Origin of the sequence: Kitasatospora sp. RG8, from assembly GCF_017813315.1 — a bacterium.
GTDB lineage: Bacteria > Actinomycetota > Actinomycetes > Streptomycetales > Streptomycetaceae > Kitasatospora.
Map to the genome: position 1 here is coordinate 98,846 of NZ_JAGIYX010000009.1, position 16,328 is coordinate 115,173.

Genomic DNA, 16,328 nt, shown 5'->3' on the forward strand with positions numbered 1-16,328 from the left:
GGGTGCGGCGGCCGGGCGGGTGACCGGGGGAGCGGGCGGGGGCCGGGCGCCAGGGCTCAGGCGCCCTGGAACGGCCCCCGGGGCAGCCGCCCGGTCAGCAGGTGCCGGCCGCGCGCTCGCGCACGACCAGATCCGTGCGGCCCGCCGTGGCGTCCAGCCAGATCACCCGGGTGCCCCGGTCGGCCGCCGGCGCGTACTGGCCGCCCCGGTTGCAGGAGACCCGCTCGGGGGTGCCACCGGTGAGCGGCAGCTGCCAGAGCTTCGGCAGGTCGGCGTTCTTCGTGCCGCCGGTCACCCGGCCACCGGCGACGCCGAAGGTGACCGCCTGGTCGGAGGCGGTCAGGGTGGTGATCCGGCGCGGCTCGGCGGTGCCGCCGGGCAGGAGGTCGGTCACGCCGGAACCGTCCAGGGCGCCGGAGCGGATCGCGCTGCCCTTCGTCCGGTCGCCGGGCGTCTGCACCCAGAGCAGCCGGCCACCGGCGAGGCGGGTGCCGGTGACCACGGTCCCGGGGGTGGCGGCGTCCGCGTCGTCCACCACGTACTGGGCGACGACCTTGCCGGCGGCGGTCGAGTAGACGGTCGGCGCGCTCACCGTCCGCTCACCGGCCTGCCAGCTCTCCGTCCAGGCGAGCAGGCCGTCCTTGAGCGAGAGGTCCGAGGCGCGGTGGCCGTCCGGCAGCGGAATCCGCACCGCCGGGGCACCGTTGCGGGACAGCACGGGCCCGGTCAGACCGGCGGCGTAGTCGTTCGCCACGAAGGCCACGTCGCCTCCGGAGATCCGCACGTCGCTGACGAACTGGTTCGCCGCACGGTGGACGCTGCGCACCGGGCCGCCGTCGAGCGGCCGGGCCAGCACCTCCATGCCCCAGGCGCCGTCGGCGCCCGGACCCATGGCCACCCACGCGGCGGACGTGCCGTCGGTGGCGGGCCAGCCGTGCGAGCGGCCGTCCTCCGGGCTGAGCCGGGCGGGCTCGGCGGAGTCGCTGACGGCTCCCGCGTGCACGGCCATGCTGCCCTTGGCGCCCTTGCCCGCGGTGGCCGCCACCCAGCGGCCGGCGGCGACATCGGGTGCGACGCTCTCGGTGGAGAGCTCGCGCAGCAGCGGTCGGCTGTCCACGCCGATCCGGCGCTGCCAGCCGTCCTTGACCCCGTGCGCGTCGAACGCGCCGGCCACGGTGCGGAGCTGGGCGCGGTCGAGGCCGAGGGCGCGGCCGGCGGCGAGCACCGCGTTGCGGGCGTCGACGAAGTCGTCCAGCGGGGTGAGGTACTCGGCGAGCGCGCGGTAGACCAGGCGGTCGGCGAGGAGCGGGTCGAGGGTGCGCCGGATGTCCCACAACGCCCCGGAGAAGATGGTGGAGTTGAGGTGCACGCCGCCGTTGTCGACACCGGCCGGTGCGCCGATGTAGTCGGCGACGGTGGTGCGCCGGTCGTCCATCCTGCGGTCGGCGCAGGCCTGCGGGGTGCCGGTGCGGCAGAGGCCCTCGCCGAGCAGTGCGGCCCTCGGGTCGGTCATCGGGATGCCGCGGCTGGTCACCTCGATCGCGTTGCCGAAGTAGTCCGCGAGGGCCTCGTCGAGTGCGCCGGACTGGCCGAGGTTGACGAGCTCCGCCGTGTGCTTGACGACGCCGTGGGTCATCTCGTGCCCGGCGACGTCACGCGCGACGGAGAACGGGTGGCGCTTCTCGCTGCCACCGCTGTAGATCATCTTCTCGCCGTCCCAGTAGGCGTTCTCCAGCGGCTGGCCGGAGCTGGTGACGTTGACGACGGAGGTGATCGGTCCGGCCTTGCCGTCGATCCCGTCGCGGCCCAGGCGGTCGCGGTAGAAGTCGTACACGGCGGCGGCGTTCAGGTGGGCGTCGGTGGCGCCGCTGGTGCCGGTGGAGGCCGGGAAGCCGGGGCTCGCCGAGGCGGCCGGGCGGGCGTCGGCGGGCAGGGCACGGTCGAAGTCCGTGACATCCCGGCCGGCCGCGTCGTAGGTGGTGATGGCGGCGGGGCGGGTGAGGTCGACGAGCTGGTAGGTGCCGTCCGGGAGGCGGCCGATGTTCACCTGGGCCGGGCGGCCGAAGGCGTCCGGGGCGGTGCCGGTGGCGGGTTCGAGGCCGGCCGCCCCGGCTGCCGGGGAGGCGGCCTCGGCGGAGGGGGCGGCCTTGGCGGCCTTGGCGGCGGGGGCGGAGGGGGCGGCCTTGGCGTCCGGGGCGCCGAGCGGGTACCGGTCGCGGACCTCGTAGGTGAGGGCCACCTCGCCGACGGTGGCGTCCACGAACACCTCGCGCGCCTTCGCCGCCCAGGGGTCCGTGCCGGCAGCGCGAACGGTGAAGTGGCGGGCGAGCCGGCCGGCGCCACCGGGCAGCACCACCAGGCCGTGGTCCTCGACGGCGGCGCCCTCGCGCGCCGCGGGGTCCTGGAGCGCGCCGATCGCGAGCCGGCGCAACACCTCGTCCGGCACGGTCTGCGCGGTCGGGGCGGTGAGGCCGGTGAAGAACTTGCCGCCGACCGACTCGACCCGCTGTCCGGCACCCTCGCCGACCAGGTGGACCAGGTACCTGGCCCCGAAGACCGGTACGCCGCCGTGCCGCTGCTCGAACCTGACGGTGCGCCGGCCGTCGACGGCCTGCCCGGTCCCGGCCTCGGCGAGCTGCGCGGGGTCGACCCGGTAGCGGTCCTGATGGGCGGCCAGGTGGGCACGGGCCGCGTCGGCCGGGTTGTCGCCGGGGGCTGCGTCGTCCAGGCCGGTGACCAGCTGCGGAGCGATGGTCTCGGAGCCGGCGACCAGCCCGGGCACCGGGTCGGCGCCGGAGGACGGCCCCCCGGCCGGTCCGGCGGCGGGTCCGGCGAACGCTGGTGGCACGCCCGCGCCGAGGCTGAGCACGGCGGCGATCGCGATACCGAGCAGCCTGGGTCCGGGCGTACGGGAACGGTGATGCACTGCGGTCCCTCCCACGGGGAAACGGGCGGTCCGGCGGCATGCCGGACCACATCTGAACGGCGGACGCCCACCCACGGCTCGTCCGTTCTCCGGAGCCGGCGGCCCGTCATGCGGACCAACATAGGCCATCTTCCTGAATATGTCGATCGACTGCATATGCAGGCGACTGGCACTCGCCGGCCGAGGTGCCCCTCCTCGCCGGATCCCCGTCGAAGCGGCGCCGGATCCCCGCCGAAACGGCGCCGGCGGACGCCGGGACGGCCCACCCCGCCGTGCCGGTTGGGCGGCGGGCCCTCCCGGCCACGGTGGGGCGCCGGCGGTGTGACCGGTGCGCCGCCGACGGGGTGACTGTTCGACGGGTCATGACAGGTCCGCGGCGGGCCGGTACCTAGCGTGACGGCATGACCACAGATCGCTCTCCCGGTGTCGCCGTGCTCCCGCGGACCATCCGGCACCACGGCCTGGCGCCACTGTTCGTGCTGGCCCTCGCCCTGCTCACCCTCGTCGCCGCCATCACCCCCGCCGCGGCCGCGCGCCGGGCGGGCGGCCTGCTCGGGGTGAACCTCGTCAACAGCAGCGACCGCGACCTGACCCTCGCCAACCTCCAGGTCACCGACGGCTGCGCCAACACCAACCCGCCGGCGCGACTCGCCGCCCTCGGCGGAACCGGGCAGTTCAACGTCGGCGTGTGCAACGGTTCCAACGGCGCGTCGGGGACCGTCAGCTACCAGGTGGGCGGTGAGAGCCAGGGCACCGTGATCACGTTCGGCTGGAACGTCCCGGCCCCGCTCGACGCGCCGAACACCCTCACCGAGACCGCGCCCACCGGCTACGTGGCGAGCCACACCGGAGGTACCGACCCCTTCACCCCCGTCACCTTCACGGTCGACTGCAACTCCACCACCTGCGACGGGATCCCGGACGACTGGAAGCGCAACGGCGTCACGATCAAGCCCAGCGACGGCAGCCCCGACCAGTTCATCGACCTCAAGGCCATGGGCGCCGACGTGAACAAGCCGGACGTCTTCGTCCAGGTCGACTGGATGGCCGACGCCACCCACAGCCACGCGCTCACCAACGACGCGATCAGGAAGGTCGTCGACGCCTTCAAGAACTCCCCGTTCAACCGGCACAGCCCCACCACCGGGATCAACCTGCACGTCGACGCGGGGCCGGACAGCATCCTCGACTTCACCAAGAACACCACCTGGGGGACGCTCAGCAAGGCGAAGAAGCAGACCGAGGCGGCCAACCTCGGGACGGTCGACGCCAACGGGCGCTACCTGTGGGACGCCTTCAACAAGATCAAGACGGCCGCGGGCGGCTTCATCAGCACCGGGCGGAGCTCGCTCTTCCACTACGCCATCGCGGCGCACAACCTCCAGCCCGGCGTCACCTACAGCGGCGTCGCCGCCGGCGTCCCGGGCAGTGACTTCATCGTCAGCCTGGGCAGCTTCGACAACCAGGTCGGCAGCACCAACCAGCAGGCCGGCACGCTGATGCACGAGCTGGGACACGACCTGGGCCTCAAGCACGCCGGGAGCGCCGACACGCCCAACCACCAGCCGCAGTACTTCAGCGTGATGAACTACTCCTACCAGATGGGCGGCCTGTCGGTCGGCACCACCACCGGGGTCATGGACTACTCCCGCGCGGTGGGCTCGCTGAACGAGCCGACGCTGAACGAGCGCCAGTTCCCGGCCAGCACCGCCGGCTACGACGTCACGCACTGGTGCCCGAACACCAAGCAGGGCTCCCGCTTCGTCACCGTCCAGGCGAGCGCCGGCCAGGTCGACTGGAACTGCGACGGCATGATCAACCCCCAGGGCACCGTCGCGTTCGACACCAACAACGACGGGTCCCAGACCGCGCTGAACGGCCACGACGACTGGGGCAGCATCCAGCTGCGCGGCGGCTCGATCGCCCACTCGGGCGCGGCCGGGGTCCCGGCACCGACCGAGGAGAACGAGATGACCCTGGAGGAGGCCGGGATGGAGCTGCCGCTCGACGTCCTGCCGCCGGTCACCACCGCGCGCACCGACCCGCGCCCCGACCGGCACGGCGTCTACCACTCGGACGTCCTGGTCACCCTCGACGCCACCGACGACATCAGCGGCGTCGCGATGACCGACTACCGGGTCGACGGCGGCGAGTGGACGCGCTACACCGGGCCCTTCACGGTGAGCGGCGACGGCCGCCACGAGGTCGAGTACCGCTCGGACGACCACGCGCAGAACGTGGAGCAGGAGCACTGCCTGGAGATCCGCATCGACTGCGACCCGCACGAAGCGGAACCCTGGGACGCCTCCGACGGCTCCCAGGAGGGTTGATCCGGCCGGTACCTGACGAAACATCCGGACCGAGCACCCGGCCCCGGGTCACCCCGAGGTGGCCCGGGGCCGCGGTGCGGCAGGGGCGTCACGACGCCCCCGGTCCCGGTCAGCCCAGCCAGAAGCCGAGCACCACCGCGCCCAGCAGGACCAGCGCGGTCAGCGCCGGCGCCCCCATCCCGCCCCTCGGCCCGGACGTGACGGCGGCCATCGACACGACCGGCACCGCGAGGGCCAGGCCCACCGTCAGCACGACCACCGTGCCGGAGGGCGCCCCGGCCACCATCGCCCCCCACACCACCGTGAACATCAGCACCAGCCACATCGACGCGGTCACCAGCAGCCAGGCCGCCCGCGCGGTCCACCGGGCCGCCTGGTCATCGGCGTAGAAGTTGGCGCGGGTCGTCGTCCAGAACCGCAGCAGGGGCCGGCCAAGCCGGGCGGAGATCAGCATGGCGTCAGTCTGGCGTGCCCCGAGCCGTCGCGACACCCCCCGAATCCCTGCGGCCGCGTTGTCACATCCGTCCTCCTGCCGCCGTGACCAGCCGGCAGACGACCGATGACCCCTCAGCCGGCGACAGGACGCGGGAAGTCGAGCCGGAGCCCGTACTCGCCGACAGGGCCGTGCAACCCTTGCGGCGTCGCGGCGGTGAGTAGGGCAGAGCGAGGGCCCGATCGGGTCGTCGCGCGGACGCGAAGAGGAATTGGATGACCGCGAGCGTAGTGCACAACCCGCTGGAGGACCGGCCGCGGCCCGTCACGGCACCGGCCGCGGGCGGCCCCGGCCTGCGGGGGCTCGACTTCGAGGGGTTCGCCGCCACGCGCTGGCGGCGGCTGGTGCGCACCGCCTACCTGCTCACAGGCGACTACCACGAGGCCGAGGACGTGGTCCAGGCGACTTTCGCGAAGGCCTTCAGGAACTGGCCGCGGATCAGCCGCCTGGAGGAGCCGGACGCCTACATCCACCGGGCCCTGGTGAACAACAACCTGAGCCGCCACCGGCGGCGCCGGGTCAGGCAGCTGCTCGTGCCCGTCCTTCCCGACCGGGCGTACACCGCGGGCGGCGGCCACCGCGACGTCGAGGAGCGCTCGGTGCTGATCCAGGCGCTGGCGGAGCTGCCGCCGCGACAGCGGGCCGTGGTCGTCCTGCGCTACTGGGAGGACATGAGCGAGGGCCAGGTCGCCGAAGTGCTCGGCTGCTCACCGGGCAACGTGAAGAGCCAGGCCAGCCGGGGCCTGGCGAAACTGCGCGGCCACCCGGCGCTGGCCCCGTACGCGGCGGACACCGGTTCAACGATCCACGGCACGAACGGAGACAACAGGTGATGGACACCGAGGACATGGTGCGCGGCGCTCTGCGGGACGAGGCGGCCCGGGTCGCGGTGGCGGACTGGTCCGCCGGGCCCGTACGGGTCCAGGTCCGCCGGCAGCGGCGCGGACGCCGGATGGCGGCGGGTGCGGCGGCCGTGGTGGCCGCGCTCGCGGTGGCGGCCGGTACGGGGACGGTACTGTCCTCGCAGCACGGGCCCCAGGCCGCCGGGCCGGCCTCGCAGGCCCAGGCTCCGCGGGTACCGGCGGGGCCGCCTCCCGAGGCCCTGGTGGTGGAGCCCGGCCGGCAGCTGCCGCTGGACCGTCAGGACTGGTGGATGCAGCTGAAGGACCAGGAGATCTGCATCCACGACGCCCCCGCCTACGGCAGCGGTCCGGGCTGCAGCGGGCACTCCTGGACGTCGGGCGCGACCGAGATCACCATGCAGTACTACGGGAACCCGCCGCTGTACCACGAGGCCCTGTACAACCTCGTCTACCACGGGCCCGGGCAGGTGGCCCGGATGGCCATCGAGGTGGACGGCCAGGCCTACTGGGCCACCGTCGCCTCGCTCCCCGGCAACCCGGGCTACGCCACCGGTTACGTCTGGGGGCCCGGCCGCAAGACCCCCGACGATCCGAAGGCACTCCCGCTCCAGGACATCAGGCTCGCCGCGTACGACGCCCAGGGGAGGGTACTGGCGAGCAAGACGCTGCCGTCCTGAACCGGACCGGCATCGCGGCCTTGGCGTCGGCGTCGCGCCTGGCGCCGGTCGAGTCGCCGAGCGGCCCGTGCGGCCGCCCGGCGCCGTCGCGCGGGCCGGCGGTGAAGCCGCGCCCGCCCCGCCGGGCGAGGAAGAGGCCCTGAACGTTACTGCTGGTCACCGCGGTTGGCAGGCCTCCGTACACCCGGCTTGCAGTCGCCGCGGACATCGGCCACGGTGGAACGGTAGGGCCATGTGGGGGACATCCGTAACAGCAGGTGACTGAACTGCACTGAACTGCACGGCACAGCAGTGGCGTTCTTTCGGAGGTCGCATGCCACCGGTGAACTGGATCCCCCAGGCCGTCGGCAGGCCGGAAGGCGGCGGTGAGGCCGCCGCCGAGGCCGCCGCCGCGGACCGGGTCCTCGTGAGGATCGAGAAGATCGGCGCCATGGGCGCCCTGATCGGGGCACTGGAGCAGCTCGCCGCCTCGTCCGCGCTGAGTGACGACGGCATCTTCTCCTGGAGGGTGAACCAGACCCGGTTCCGCGGCCTCGAACGGTTCCCGCTGACGTACGTGTCCAGGCTGCTGGAATACCCGCGGGTCGTCGTGATCCCGCAGGTGCGGCTGACGGCTGCGGCCAGGCTGCTGCTGGGCCGGCCGCACCGCAGGGAACGCGCCGCGCTGCTCCTCACCCTCACCGGCACCGCCGCCGGCATGCAGGTGCGCCAGTACTACGGCTACGACGGCTCGGACAACATCTCCATGATCACCTTCCTGGTCGCGACCCTGGAGAAGGCGTTCCCCGGCGACGACCGGGCGCGGGAGGCGTGCATCCGGTTCATCGCCTTCCAGGCGTGCGTGGCCTACGCCGCCGCCGGGGCGATCAAGCTGGTATCCCCGGTGTGGCGCGACGGCTCCGCCATCACCGGGATCCTCCGCACCCGCGTCTACGGGGACAAGGGGCTGTACCGGTTGCTGCGCCTCCACCCCGCCGTTGCCCGCGCCGTGGCCCGGGGCGTGATCCTCGGCGAGCTGACGTTCCCCCTGGTCCTGGTCGCGCCCAGACCGGTGGCCCGGGGCATCCTGGGCGCAGGTGTCTTCTTCCACCTCGTCAACGGCAGGTTCATGGGGCTGAACCGCTTCCTCTGGGCGTTCACGGCCACCTACCCGGCGATCGCCCACGTGTCCCGGTCGCTGCGCCCGTGAACACCCACCACACGGCCGAGGCCGGCACCCGGAGCCGCAGCAGCGCCGTCCAGGACCGGCTGATGGCCGGCGCCGTGCTCACCACGGCGGTGGGAGTCGTCGTCACGGAGCTGAGAAGGGGCGGCGCACCGTCCCCCGCGCCGGGCCGGGTCGTACGCACGCCTCAGCCAGGCCGACTGGTCGGGCCGGGCCGCGCTGCTGGCCTCGGTGACACCGTGCCCGGTCGCGGTGGTCTCCGCGGCCGTGACGCACCAACAGGATCCCGCGTACGCCGGGCTCCAGCGCGAACTCGGGGCGCTGTCGCGCGTCAGCCGGTCACAGATCGTGGCGGGGGCCCGCCACGACTCGCTGCTCACCGACCGGTCGCACGCCGCGACGGTGACCGACGCCATCCACTGGGTCATCGACAACGGGTGACGAGGACTGCGGCGGGAGGTGCCGACACCATGGCAGCGACGATCACCAGGCCGATGGCCCGTCAACTGCTGTACGCGGTCCTGTGCGGCTGGGGCGGTCTCACCGCGCTGCGCCAGATGGGCTTGGGCGGGAACGTCCTCGTCCGCCTGAAGTGGGCCGGCAGGATCGTCCCCAACTACCGCTTCTTCGGCCCGATCCCTTCCATGCACGACCTGCACATCCTGGTACGGGACAGGCTCTCCGGCGGGCAGGTCGGGCGGTGGCGGGAGTTGGACGTCGCCCAGGAGCGCAGGGCGGTCCACGTCCTGTGGGCTCCGCATCGCCGGGTGGAGAAGGCGCTGCTCGACGCCGCGAGGGAGATGGCGGTCATCAGGCGGCGGAGCGCCGAAGCCCGGCAGTGGAAGACCACCATCCCCTACCTGGCGCTGCTGAACGTCGCCACGTTCGGGGTCCCCCACGAATCGGGTGCGTGGCAGACCCAGTTCGCCATCGCCAGGGCGGCGGCGTACGAGCAGGAAGTCGAGCCGGAGATCCTCTTCGTCTCCGATTTCCACGACCTGGACACCGGCCCCGGCGTGAGCGGGACTCCTGCGAGACGTGGAGGAGAGTGATTCGGATGTTCGAGGTGAAGGTGTCGGTGGTGACCAGGTTCGCCGACCGTGCCGTCGGGACGGGGACGGGCCTGGTTGGGGCCCCGGCCCCGCCCACGTTGTGCGCGGACGCCGGCGAGGGCGTCCAGGGCACTCAGGACATCGGCGACGACGTCCGGGAGGCGCAGGACGTCCAGGCGGACGTCGAGTCGGACATCGGCGACAACATCCTGGACGCCATCGCGAATTTCGCGGAGGAGGCGACGCTGACCGAGGGCCGTGATGTCGCCGCCGCGGGGGCTGATGGCGGCCCGGCCCTGGGCGTGTTCTCCGAGAGCGCGTCGGTGGGCGAACTGCTGCGTGTCCGCAGGACTGCAGTGGCGGGCCGGTGACGCGCGGGCCGGTGATGCGTGGATCGGTGATGCGTGGATCGGTGATGCGCTGGTCGTGACGCGTGATGCGCCGGTCGTGATGTGCGGGTCGGTCTCCGGCGGGTGGCCGGCTCGGCGGACGCAGCCCGGGGCCTCGGCCGGGGCGGTTCGGGCGGCGGGCAACATCGGGCTGGACGCACCGTAGTAGTCATAGAAGACTGGTCGTAGAAGCTGCCCGCGGCAGGAATCGTGCCGCAGGGGCCCGAAGGCCCGGCCGCTGTGGAGAAAGGGCCTGGCCGGTGCTGAACCCGTTGGACGCTCCTGCGGCGGTCGAGGCTGCGGCCGAGCCGCTCGAAGAACTGCTCGACGACATCAACCACGTGGTGTCCGTGCAGCTGTACCCGGTTGTCGCGGTGGCGGCATCCGGGCGGGACGACATCGGGAAGCTTGTCCAGGCGGTGCTCGACGCGGGTTACTGGCGGGACGAGTTCGGCTCGGTCCTGTCCGTGTTGGAGCCGGCCCGAAGCTGGCGGGAGGTCGTGCACCGGGCTGCGACCGAGAGCGGGCTGATGCCCTGGTACCAGTTCGTCGAACGCACACCCGACCAGATCAGGCAGGCCGGCGAACTCGCTTATGGCATCGCCGACCTGATCGAGTCGCACCTCGGCCCGGTCCGGACCGCCGCCGAGGTCGCCGTCGTCCTCGCGAACCCGGGCGCCCTGTGGACGCGGCAACTCCTGTTGGTGTCCGACGAGTGGGCGACCGTCCTGCACCTCCGGGTCGACCACTGACCGTGAGCCGTCCGGGCGGCGCGGTTCGTCGCCGTGAGAGCCGTGGCCCGGTGTGGCCCGGTGTGGCCCGGTTGGCAGGGCCGGGCCGGTCACGCCCGGTCCGGACAGGCTCCTACAGCTGCTCGAAGTGGAAGGAGCGGATGAAGCAGTCCCGCGGCTGGTTGATCGCGAACAGGACGCAGTCGAGGACGGATTGCGCGGTCAGCGGATCGCTTGTGGTCCGGGAAGCGTGATCCCAGCCGGGGTCGAGCGGGTCGCCGTCCGCGAAGTCCGGGGGGTAGAGCGAGATGACGCGGATGCCCTCGGGGCGCAGCCGGTGGGAGAGGACGTCGGCGAAGCCGGCCTGGGCGGCTTTGGCGGCGTAGAACGCGGGGTGCGCCCGGGAGCGGTGGTCCCGGGGTTCCGCGGCCGAGGAGACCAGGTTGACCAGGTCCGCCCCGACGGAAGCGCGCAGCAGCGGTAGGACGTGCTTGACCATCAGGAGCGTGCCGGTGGCTCCCGAGGCGATGGTGTCGGTGATCGCGTCGTCGTCGGCGTCCCAGAGATCGGGACCGTCCAGGTAACGGGCGCCGTTGTTGATCAGCACGTCCACCCGGTCGGTGCGGGCGGCCATTCCATCGGCGAAGGCCCGAATGGAGGCCGGATCGGCCAGGTCGCAGGCGAACGCGTCAGCCCTCGCGCCGCTGTCGGCCGCCATCTCGGCAGCCACCTTCCGGGCCGTCGTCAGAGAACGCGCGGACACGAACACGCGCGCACCCAACCGGCCTGCCTGAAGGGCCAACGCCCGCCCGAACCCGCGTCCGGCCCCCGTCACCGCCACCGTGCGTCCTGTGAGATCCACGGGAACACCTCCCCCTGCTCAGCGTGATGATCACCGTGATCCTATCCAGCGCGGCACCGGGCCCCCGTCCGGTGCGCCGAACTCACGGACGAGGACGGACCCGGCGCGCCGCCCGCCGTCCCGCCGGCCGGCCGGGGTGCTTCCGGGCCGAAGCACCCCGGCGTGGCGGGCCGGGAGGGCATCGTCTGCCCGCCCGCGGGCCGGGCGAGTGGTGCGTCGTGGTCACCGTGACGAGTCGACGCCCGAGGCGCTCTCGTGGGTGTCACCGGCAGTCATCGGGTCACCGGGTCACCGGTGGTCGTCGTGTCCGAGGCCGCGGTCGGGTGCGCTCATGTCGCCCGTGCCGGGGATGCCGTCGGCGAGCCCGTAGCGCAGGTAGACGGTGCCGTTCGGGCCGGCCGCCGGTGGTTCGAGGAGTGTGAGGTTCGTGGGCACGGCGCCGCCGTCGAACACCTTCTTCCCGACGCCGAGCACGATCGGGTGGACCCAGAGGTCGAGACGGTCGAAGAGCTTCTCCCGCAGGAGGGTCTGCACCAGGTCCAGGCTCCCGACGACCTTCACGTTCTCGTGCCGGTCGCGGATCCCGCGCACCGCGGCGGCCAGGTCCGGGCCGAGCAGCGTGGACCCGGCCCACGGGAGGTCGGGCGTGCCGCGGGAGGCCACGTACTTGGGGACGCGGTTGAAGAGCTCGGCGATCTCGCCGTCCTTCTGGTGCGGCCAGTAGGCGGCGAAGATGTCGTACGTCCGCCGGCCGAGCAGGAGGGCGTCCGTGCCCTCGTACGCGGAGAGGATCTGTGCCCCGGTGACCTCGTTCAGCAGGGGCGCCTGCCAGCCGCCGAACGGGAACCCCGCCGGGTCCTCGTCGGGTCCGCCGGGCGCCTGCCCGACGAGGTCGAGGGTCGCGAACAGCTCGATGTGGATGAGGCCCATGTCTGTACTCCCGATGAGTTGGTCGTCCCGATCGAGATGTAGACCCGCCGGGGCCGGAAAACTCATCGCCACGCCGGTACCCGGTTTCCGTACCCGCCGACTGCCGCGTCCGGCACCCCGCCCGCCCCGGCGTCGCCCGCCGCCCGGGGCGTCGCCCTCCCGGGCGGGTCAGGGGGAGTCGTGGGACCGGAGGGGGCGCCTACGGGTGGTAGAGGGCGTGGGCGCGGGTCACATCGGTGGGCCCGTCCTGGCCGATGTGGAGGAAGTAGTCGACCTGCCATGCCTGTGTGCTGCGGGCCTGCCGGTTCGTCGTGGCCACCCACGGTGGGTAGACGCGGAAGCCTCGTTTCCCGCCGGAGCCGTTGCGGGAAACGATGTCGCGCTCGCAGAGCACCTCACGCGGGAACACGAACTGCCCGAAGCCGTTCTCGTCGCGGCTGCTGATGACGAGGAGGTCCACCTCGTCGGCGGCGTCGAAGGGCCGGATCGGCCCCTCCTCGGACCGCTGCCACGCGGTGACGAACTGGCCCACCTTCGTCGGGGTGGTTCTGGCCACGCGGAACCGGACCGAGCGGCCGTCGATCGTGAATCCGCAGGCCGCGTATTCGGCGCTCTCCGGTTCGGCCACCGGCAGCGAACATGTGAAACAGCCCGGGTCGTACACCAATGCCTTCGCCGCCAGCAGGTCGCCGTGCAGCCCCGCCGCCCATGGCTGATTCATCACCATCCCGTCATCCTGCCATCGCCACGTCCTGCCGTGTCCGCCCGCCCGTCCCGGCAGCACGCCTGCGGTCCGGGGCGACTACGAGATCGAGACCGGCGCACCCGTCGCCGACCGGGTCGTTCCGGCGGCGACGTCGTTCACCGTGGCCGGTACGAGCAGCCCGGGATTGTCTGACCTGGTCGGCTTCCACCACCTGGGCCACGAGCCCGCAGCCTCTTGCCACCTGCGCGAATGGGATGATCTTGCCGACAGTTCTGTGCGAGGAGGCAAAGTGGACGACCGCTCGAAGCATGACCACTCCGGGTGGGAGGACGTCGTGCTCGCGGCCCGCGAACGCGCCCGCACCCGGCAGGCCCTCATGGTCGAACGCTTCGGACTGTCGGGTGACGTGCAGTACCAATGGTCGATGGACGATGCGCACATCACGTGGTCGCGCGAGGGGAAGGTGTTCCTCACCGGCCGACTCACGATGATCGGCAGCGTCAGCCTCGCTCAGCAGTCCTGGCTGTGGTCATGGGCCAACGAGTCGCTTCCGCCCGCAGTCGTGGGCGACATCGAGCAGGTCCGGCAGTTCGGCGAGGAGAACGACTACCCCGTCCTGCCGTGGCCGGGCTTCGCCTACCATCCCGAACTCGTCGCCGAGGCGCGGATGGTCGCAGCATCCGTGCTCGACGCCGAGGGGCTGTGGGCGGAGTCCACAGACGACATGCAACTCCACTTCCTGGTCCATGACTTGGCGCTCGCCGCTGGATGACAGCGACCGGCGCCCGCGCCCCGACGGTGGGCGCAACGGCTGCCGCCGGCAGTCAGTAGACCGATCCGCCGGTGACGTAGATGATCTGGCCGGTGACGAATCCCGCGCCGGGGCTGGCCAGGTAGGACGCGGTGTGCGCGATGTCCTCCGGTCGGCCGACCCGGCCGACCGGGATGGTCTGCGCCACGATGCGCTGGTGCTCCTCGAAGCCGCGGCCTCGCCGCTGGGCCGCGACCCTGGTCATGTCGCTGACGATGAAGCCCGGGCCGATGGCGTTGGCGGTGATGCCGTGTCCGCCGAGCTGGAAGGCGAGCGACTTGGTGAAGCCGATGAGGCCGGCCTTGGCGCTGGCGTAGTCGACGCGGCCGGCGTCGCCGAGCGCGGAGATGCTCGACATGTTGACGATCCGTCCCCAGCCGGCGGCGATCATGTACGGGGTCACGGCCCGGGTGAGGAAGAACGCCCCGCGCAGGCTGACTCCCACGACCGCGTCCCACTGCCGGGTGCTGGTCTCCTCGACGCCGAGGTTGGGGCCGCCGATGCCGGCGTTGTTGACCAGTACGGTCGGTGGTCCCAGCTCGGCGGCGATCCGGGCGACGGCGGAGGCCACGGCCGTCTCGTCGTCGACGTCGGAGCCGAACGCCGCCGCCGCTCCGCCGCCGTCCTTGATGGCGTCAACGGTGTCGGCGCAGTCGGCCTCGTGGAGGTCGACCACCGCGACCGCCATGCCGTCGTGCGCGAGTCGCTCGGCGACGGCGGCGCCGATGCCGCGGGCCGCTCCGGTGACGATCGCCACGCGCTGTGGGTGGGCTGCGTGTTGGGCTGCATGTGTCATGGGGGAGAGTCGACCCCACACGCTTCCCGCCGCCAATCGATGTAGCCCGCGGCTTAATGATCACCCTTCAACGCCGCAGCGGTGTCCACCCGCGAGGAGGCCGCCTCCCGCAGGGCGGCGGCCTCCCCGCGCCCGGAAGGGGACTGGGAACACCGTTGTCCGGCTCACCGTCAGGCAGGGTGCAGGGTGCAGGGTGCCGGGTGCGGCGTGCCGGGTGGCGGTCAGGGGCGTGAAAGGCGGGCCCGGTGGGAGAGCCGGGCGGTGAGTCGTACGACGCCGAAGGCGATCACGTAGCCGAAGGCGTACAGGACGGTCACCCGCTGCAGCTGCGGCACCAACAGGTGGCTGCCCAGCAGCGCAGGGGTGAGCAGGAGAGGCGCTGCCAGGAGAGCGGTGGCCAGTGCCGCGTGGCCTGCGGTGCGAGCGGTGCAGGCGATGGCGGCGCCGGCGGCGGCCGGTGCGAGGAGGTCGAACCCGGTCAGGGCGTTGTTCTCCCCGAACGGGACCGTGAGGGCCAGGGTGACGTGAGCGGTCACGATGGCGATGGCGACCGCCCAGGGCGCGGTGGAGCGCGGGTGGGTGCGGTCCGGCGGTGCCGGCAGGAGCAGGGCGGCGTTGAGGACGAGCAGCGCGAGGTCGCTCTGCCTCAGGCCGAAGGAGAGCTCGACGTTGGCCGACATGCCGAGCAGGCCGGGGCGGGCAAGGAGGTGGATCAGCGGTGTTGCCACCACGGTGGCCACAGCGAGGGTCCTCGCGGCGGACCAGCGGCCGGCCAGCACCGCGCCGGCCATCAGCACCGGCCCGGCGACCAGCGCGGCCGTCGCCACCAGGGGGCCGTTCTTCTGGGCTCCGGTGACGGCTAAGGCGAAGAACTCGGGGTCGGAGGCGAGCTGGACGGCCTGCCAGGCAAGGAGCAGCGCATAGGTCCCGGCCAGCACTGCGGCGAACGGGGCGACGGTGGCGAACGCCCGGCCCAGGGGGCGGTGGGACGTCAGACCGAGCCGGACGCGGGCCCCGTGACCGGCGACGTCGGCCACCTCGCGCAGCCCGGAGAGCCGGCCCGCGTGGGCGATGTGGCGCTCGGCGTGGTCGGCGACCTCCGCCCGCGCGCCGGCGCCGTACGAGGCGGGGTAGAGGGTGACGGCCCACCGCAGCAGCCGGTTGTTCAGGGGGTGGTGGTCCATGGTCATGCCGTGCCTCCTGCAGGAAGGGTCCAGGCCGTGGCCAGGCGTCGGTCCGCCTCGCGCAGGGCGGCCCGCATGCGCTCGCTCTCGGCCTTGAGCGCATCGGCGCCGCCGGGAGTGAGGGCGAACACCCGACGGGGGCGGCCGTTCACCGTCTCCTCCCGCTCGACGCGGATCAGCCCCTCGGCCAGCAGGCGGTCGAGGGTGCCGTACAGGGTGCCGGCGCCGAGCCGGACGCGGCCGCCGGAGATCTCGGCGACCTCGTCACCGAGCGTGTAGCCGTGCCGGGGCTGATCGGCAAGTGCGGTGAGGAGAAGGAAGGTTGGCTCCTGCATGGAGCGTTTGTTCTTCACGTCCCCCACCATAGTACGGTCACCGTAGTGTTGGGCAAGGAGTTGCTGAACATCCGTCAC

Annotated in this window: 17 protein-coding genes; 9 read left to right on the forward strand and 8 right to left on the reverse strand. The window is 72.7% G+C overall.

From position 1 onward, the window contains the following. Positions 1-94 precede the first annotated feature (94 nt). Positions 95-2,926: a M4 family metallopeptidase gene (locus J5Y04_RS43210; protein ID WP_209412718.1), complete on the reverse strand. Its 2,832-nt coding sequence runs from the start codon at positions 2,924-2,926 to the stop codon at positions 95-97. A 401-nt stretch (positions 2,927-3,327) separates the two neighbouring features. Here J5Y04_RS43210 and J5Y04_RS16160 point away from each other — a divergent pair, with 401 nt between their 5' ends. Continuing rightward, on the forward strand, positions 3,328-5,256 hold the full coding sequence (locus J5Y04_RS16160; RefSeq protein WP_209412719.1) for an OmpL47-type beta-barrel domain-containing protein: 1,929 nt from the start codon (positions 3,328-3,330) through the stop codon (positions 5,254-5,256). A gap of 109 nt (positions 5,257-5,365) precedes the next feature. Here the strand turns inward: J5Y04_RS16160 and J5Y04_RS16165 are convergent, their stop codons facing one another. Then, positions 5,366-5,710 (reverse strand): hypothetical protein, encoded by a 345-nt coding sequence (locus J5Y04_RS16165; protein ID WP_209412720.1) that lies wholly within the window; start codon positions 5,708-5,710, stop codon positions 5,366-5,368. 254 nt (positions 5,711-5,964) lie between these two features. Between J5Y04_RS16165 and J5Y04_RS16170 the strand changes: the two genes are divergently transcribed. The 7 genes from J5Y04_RS16170 (at position 5,965) to J5Y04_RS16200 (ending at position 10,647) form a co-directional block, all read left to right on the forward strand. Then, entirely contained in the window at positions 5,965-6,582 is a 618-nt protein-coding gene (locus tag J5Y04_RS16170; protein ID WP_209412721.1) for a SigE family RNA polymerase sigma factor, read from the forward strand. Further along, positions 6,582-7,289, forward strand: a complete 708-nt coding sequence (locus tag J5Y04_RS16175; protein WP_209412722.1) for a hypothetical protein — start codon at positions 6,582-6,584, stop codon at positions 7,287-7,289. The genes J5Y04_RS16170 and J5Y04_RS16175 overlap by 1 nt, the downstream gene beginning before the upstream one ends. Positions 7,290-7,611: 322 nt before the next feature. Next, a complete protein-coding gene (locus tag J5Y04_RS16180; protein WP_209412723.1) occupies positions 7,612-8,478 on the forward strand; it encodes a hypothetical protein in 867 nt (288 codons plus the stop codon). 243 nt (positions 8,479-8,721) lie between these two features. Further along, entirely contained in the window at positions 8,722-8,895 is a 174-nt protein-coding gene (locus J5Y04_RS16185) for a hypothetical protein (RefSeq protein WP_209412724.1), read from the forward strand. Between the two features lie 29 nt (positions 8,896-8,924). Further along, on the forward strand, positions 8,925-9,506 hold the full coding sequence (locus J5Y04_RS16190) for a hypothetical protein (protein WP_209412725.1): 582 nt from the start codon (positions 8,925-8,927) through the stop codon (positions 9,504-9,506). A 5-nt stretch (positions 9,507-9,511) separates the two neighbouring features. Further along, positions 9,512-9,877 (forward strand): hypothetical protein, encoded by a 366-nt coding sequence (locus J5Y04_RS16195; RefSeq protein ID WP_209412726.1) that lies wholly within the window; start codon positions 9,512-9,514, stop codon positions 9,875-9,877. 278 nt (positions 9,878-10,155) lie between these two features. Then, positions 10,156-10,647: a hypothetical protein gene (locus tag J5Y04_RS16200; protein WP_209412727.1), complete on the forward strand. Its 492-nt coding sequence runs from the start codon at positions 10,156-10,158 to the stop codon at positions 10,645-10,647. Positions 10,648-10,759: 112 nt separating this feature from the next. Here J5Y04_RS16200 and J5Y04_RS16205 read toward each other — a convergent pair whose 3' ends face one another. The 3 genes from J5Y04_RS16205 to J5Y04_RS16215 form a co-directional block, all read right to left on the reverse strand. Continuing rightward, positions 10,760-11,488 (reverse strand): SDR family oxidoreductase, encoded by a 729-nt coding sequence (locus tag J5Y04_RS16205; protein ID WP_209412728.1) that lies wholly within the window; start codon positions 11,486-11,488, stop codon positions 10,760-10,762. Positions 11,489-11,776: 288 nt separating this feature from the next. Continuing rightward, positions 11,777-12,418 carry a dihydrofolate reductase family protein gene (locus tag J5Y04_RS16210; RefSeq protein WP_209412729.1) on the reverse strand — a complete coding sequence of 214 codons (642 nt, stop codon included), beginning with the start codon at positions 12,416-12,418 and terminating at the stop codon, positions 11,777-11,779. Between the two features lie 199 nt (positions 12,419-12,617). Next, complete coding sequence (locus J5Y04_RS16215) at positions 12,618-13,145, reverse strand: MepB family protein (protein WP_209412880.1); 528 nt, start codon at positions 13,143-13,145, stop codon at positions 12,618-12,620. 268 nt (positions 13,146-13,413) lie between these two features. Between J5Y04_RS16215 and J5Y04_RS16220 the strand changes: the two genes are divergently transcribed. Next, entirely contained in the window at positions 13,414-13,896 is a 483-nt protein-coding gene (locus J5Y04_RS16220; RefSeq protein ID WP_209412730.1) for a DUF6882 domain-containing protein, read from the forward strand. Between the two features lie 52 nt (positions 13,897-13,948). Here the strand turns inward: J5Y04_RS16220 and fabG are convergent, their stop codons facing one another. The 3 genes from fabG to J5Y04_RS16235 form a co-directional block, all read right to left on the reverse strand. Next, positions 13,949-14,731, reverse strand: coding sequence for a 3-oxoacyl-ACP reductase FabG (gene fabG / locus J5Y04_RS16225; protein ID WP_209412731.1), 783 nt, complete (start codon positions 14,729-14,731; stop codon positions 13,949-13,951). A 221-nt stretch (positions 14,732-14,952) separates the two neighbouring features. Continuing rightward, a complete protein-coding gene (locus J5Y04_RS16230) occupies positions 14,953-15,921 on the reverse strand; it encodes a hypothetical protein (RefSeq protein WP_209412732.1) in 969 nt (322 codons plus the stop codon). After that, entirely contained in the window at positions 15,918-16,250 is a 333-nt protein-coding gene (locus tag J5Y04_RS16235) for a PadR family transcriptional regulator (RefSeq protein ID WP_209412733.1), read from the reverse strand. The genes J5Y04_RS16230 and J5Y04_RS16235 overlap by 4 nt, the downstream gene beginning before the upstream one ends. Positions 16,251-16,328: the final 78 nt, after the last annotated feature.

Bases quoted from the DNA above. Each gene is read 5' to 3' on its own strand.
- J5Y04_RS16160 (WP_209412719.1), top strand. From the start codon at position 3,328: ATGACCACAGATCGCTCTCCCGGTGTCGCCGTGCTCCCGCGGACCATC.
- J5Y04_RS16165 (WP_209412720.1), bottom strand. From the start codon at position 5,710: ATGCTGATCTCCGCCCGGCTTGGCCGGCCCCTGCTGCGGTTCTGGACG.
- J5Y04_RS16170 (WP_209412721.1), top strand. From the start codon at position 5,965: ATGACCGCGAGCGTAGTGCACAACCCGCTGGAGGACCGGCCGCGGCCC.
- J5Y04_RS16175 (WP_209412722.1), top strand. From the start codon at position 6,582: ATGGACACCGAGGACATGGTGCGCGGCGCTCTGCGGGACGAGGCGGCC.
- J5Y04_RS16190 (WP_209412725.1), top strand. From the start codon at position 8,925: ATGGCAGCGACGATCACCAGGCCGATGGCCCGTCAACTGCTGTACGCG.
- J5Y04_RS16195 (WP_209412726.1), top strand. From the start codon at position 9,512: ATGTTCGAGGTGAAGGTGTCGGTGGTGACCAGGTTCGCCGACCGTGCC.
- J5Y04_RS16210 (WP_209412729.1), bottom strand. From the start codon at position 12,418: ATGGGCCTCATCCACATCGAGCTGTTCGCGACCCTCGACCTCGTCGGG.
- J5Y04_RS16215 (WP_209412880.1), bottom strand. From the start codon at position 13,145: ATGGTGATGAATCAGCCATGGGCGGCGGGGCTGCACGGCGACCTGCTG.
- fabG (WP_209412731.1), bottom strand. From the start codon at position 14,731: ATGACACATGCAGCCCAACACGCAGCCCACCCACAGCGCGTGGCGATC.
- J5Y04_RS16230 (WP_209412732.1), bottom strand. From the start codon at position 15,921: ATGACCATGGACCACCACCCCCTGAACAACCGGCTGCTGCGGTGGGCC.
- J5Y04_RS16235 (WP_209412733.1), bottom strand. From the start codon at position 16,250: ATGCAGGAGCCAACCTTCCTTCTCCTCACCGCACTTGCCGATCAGCCC.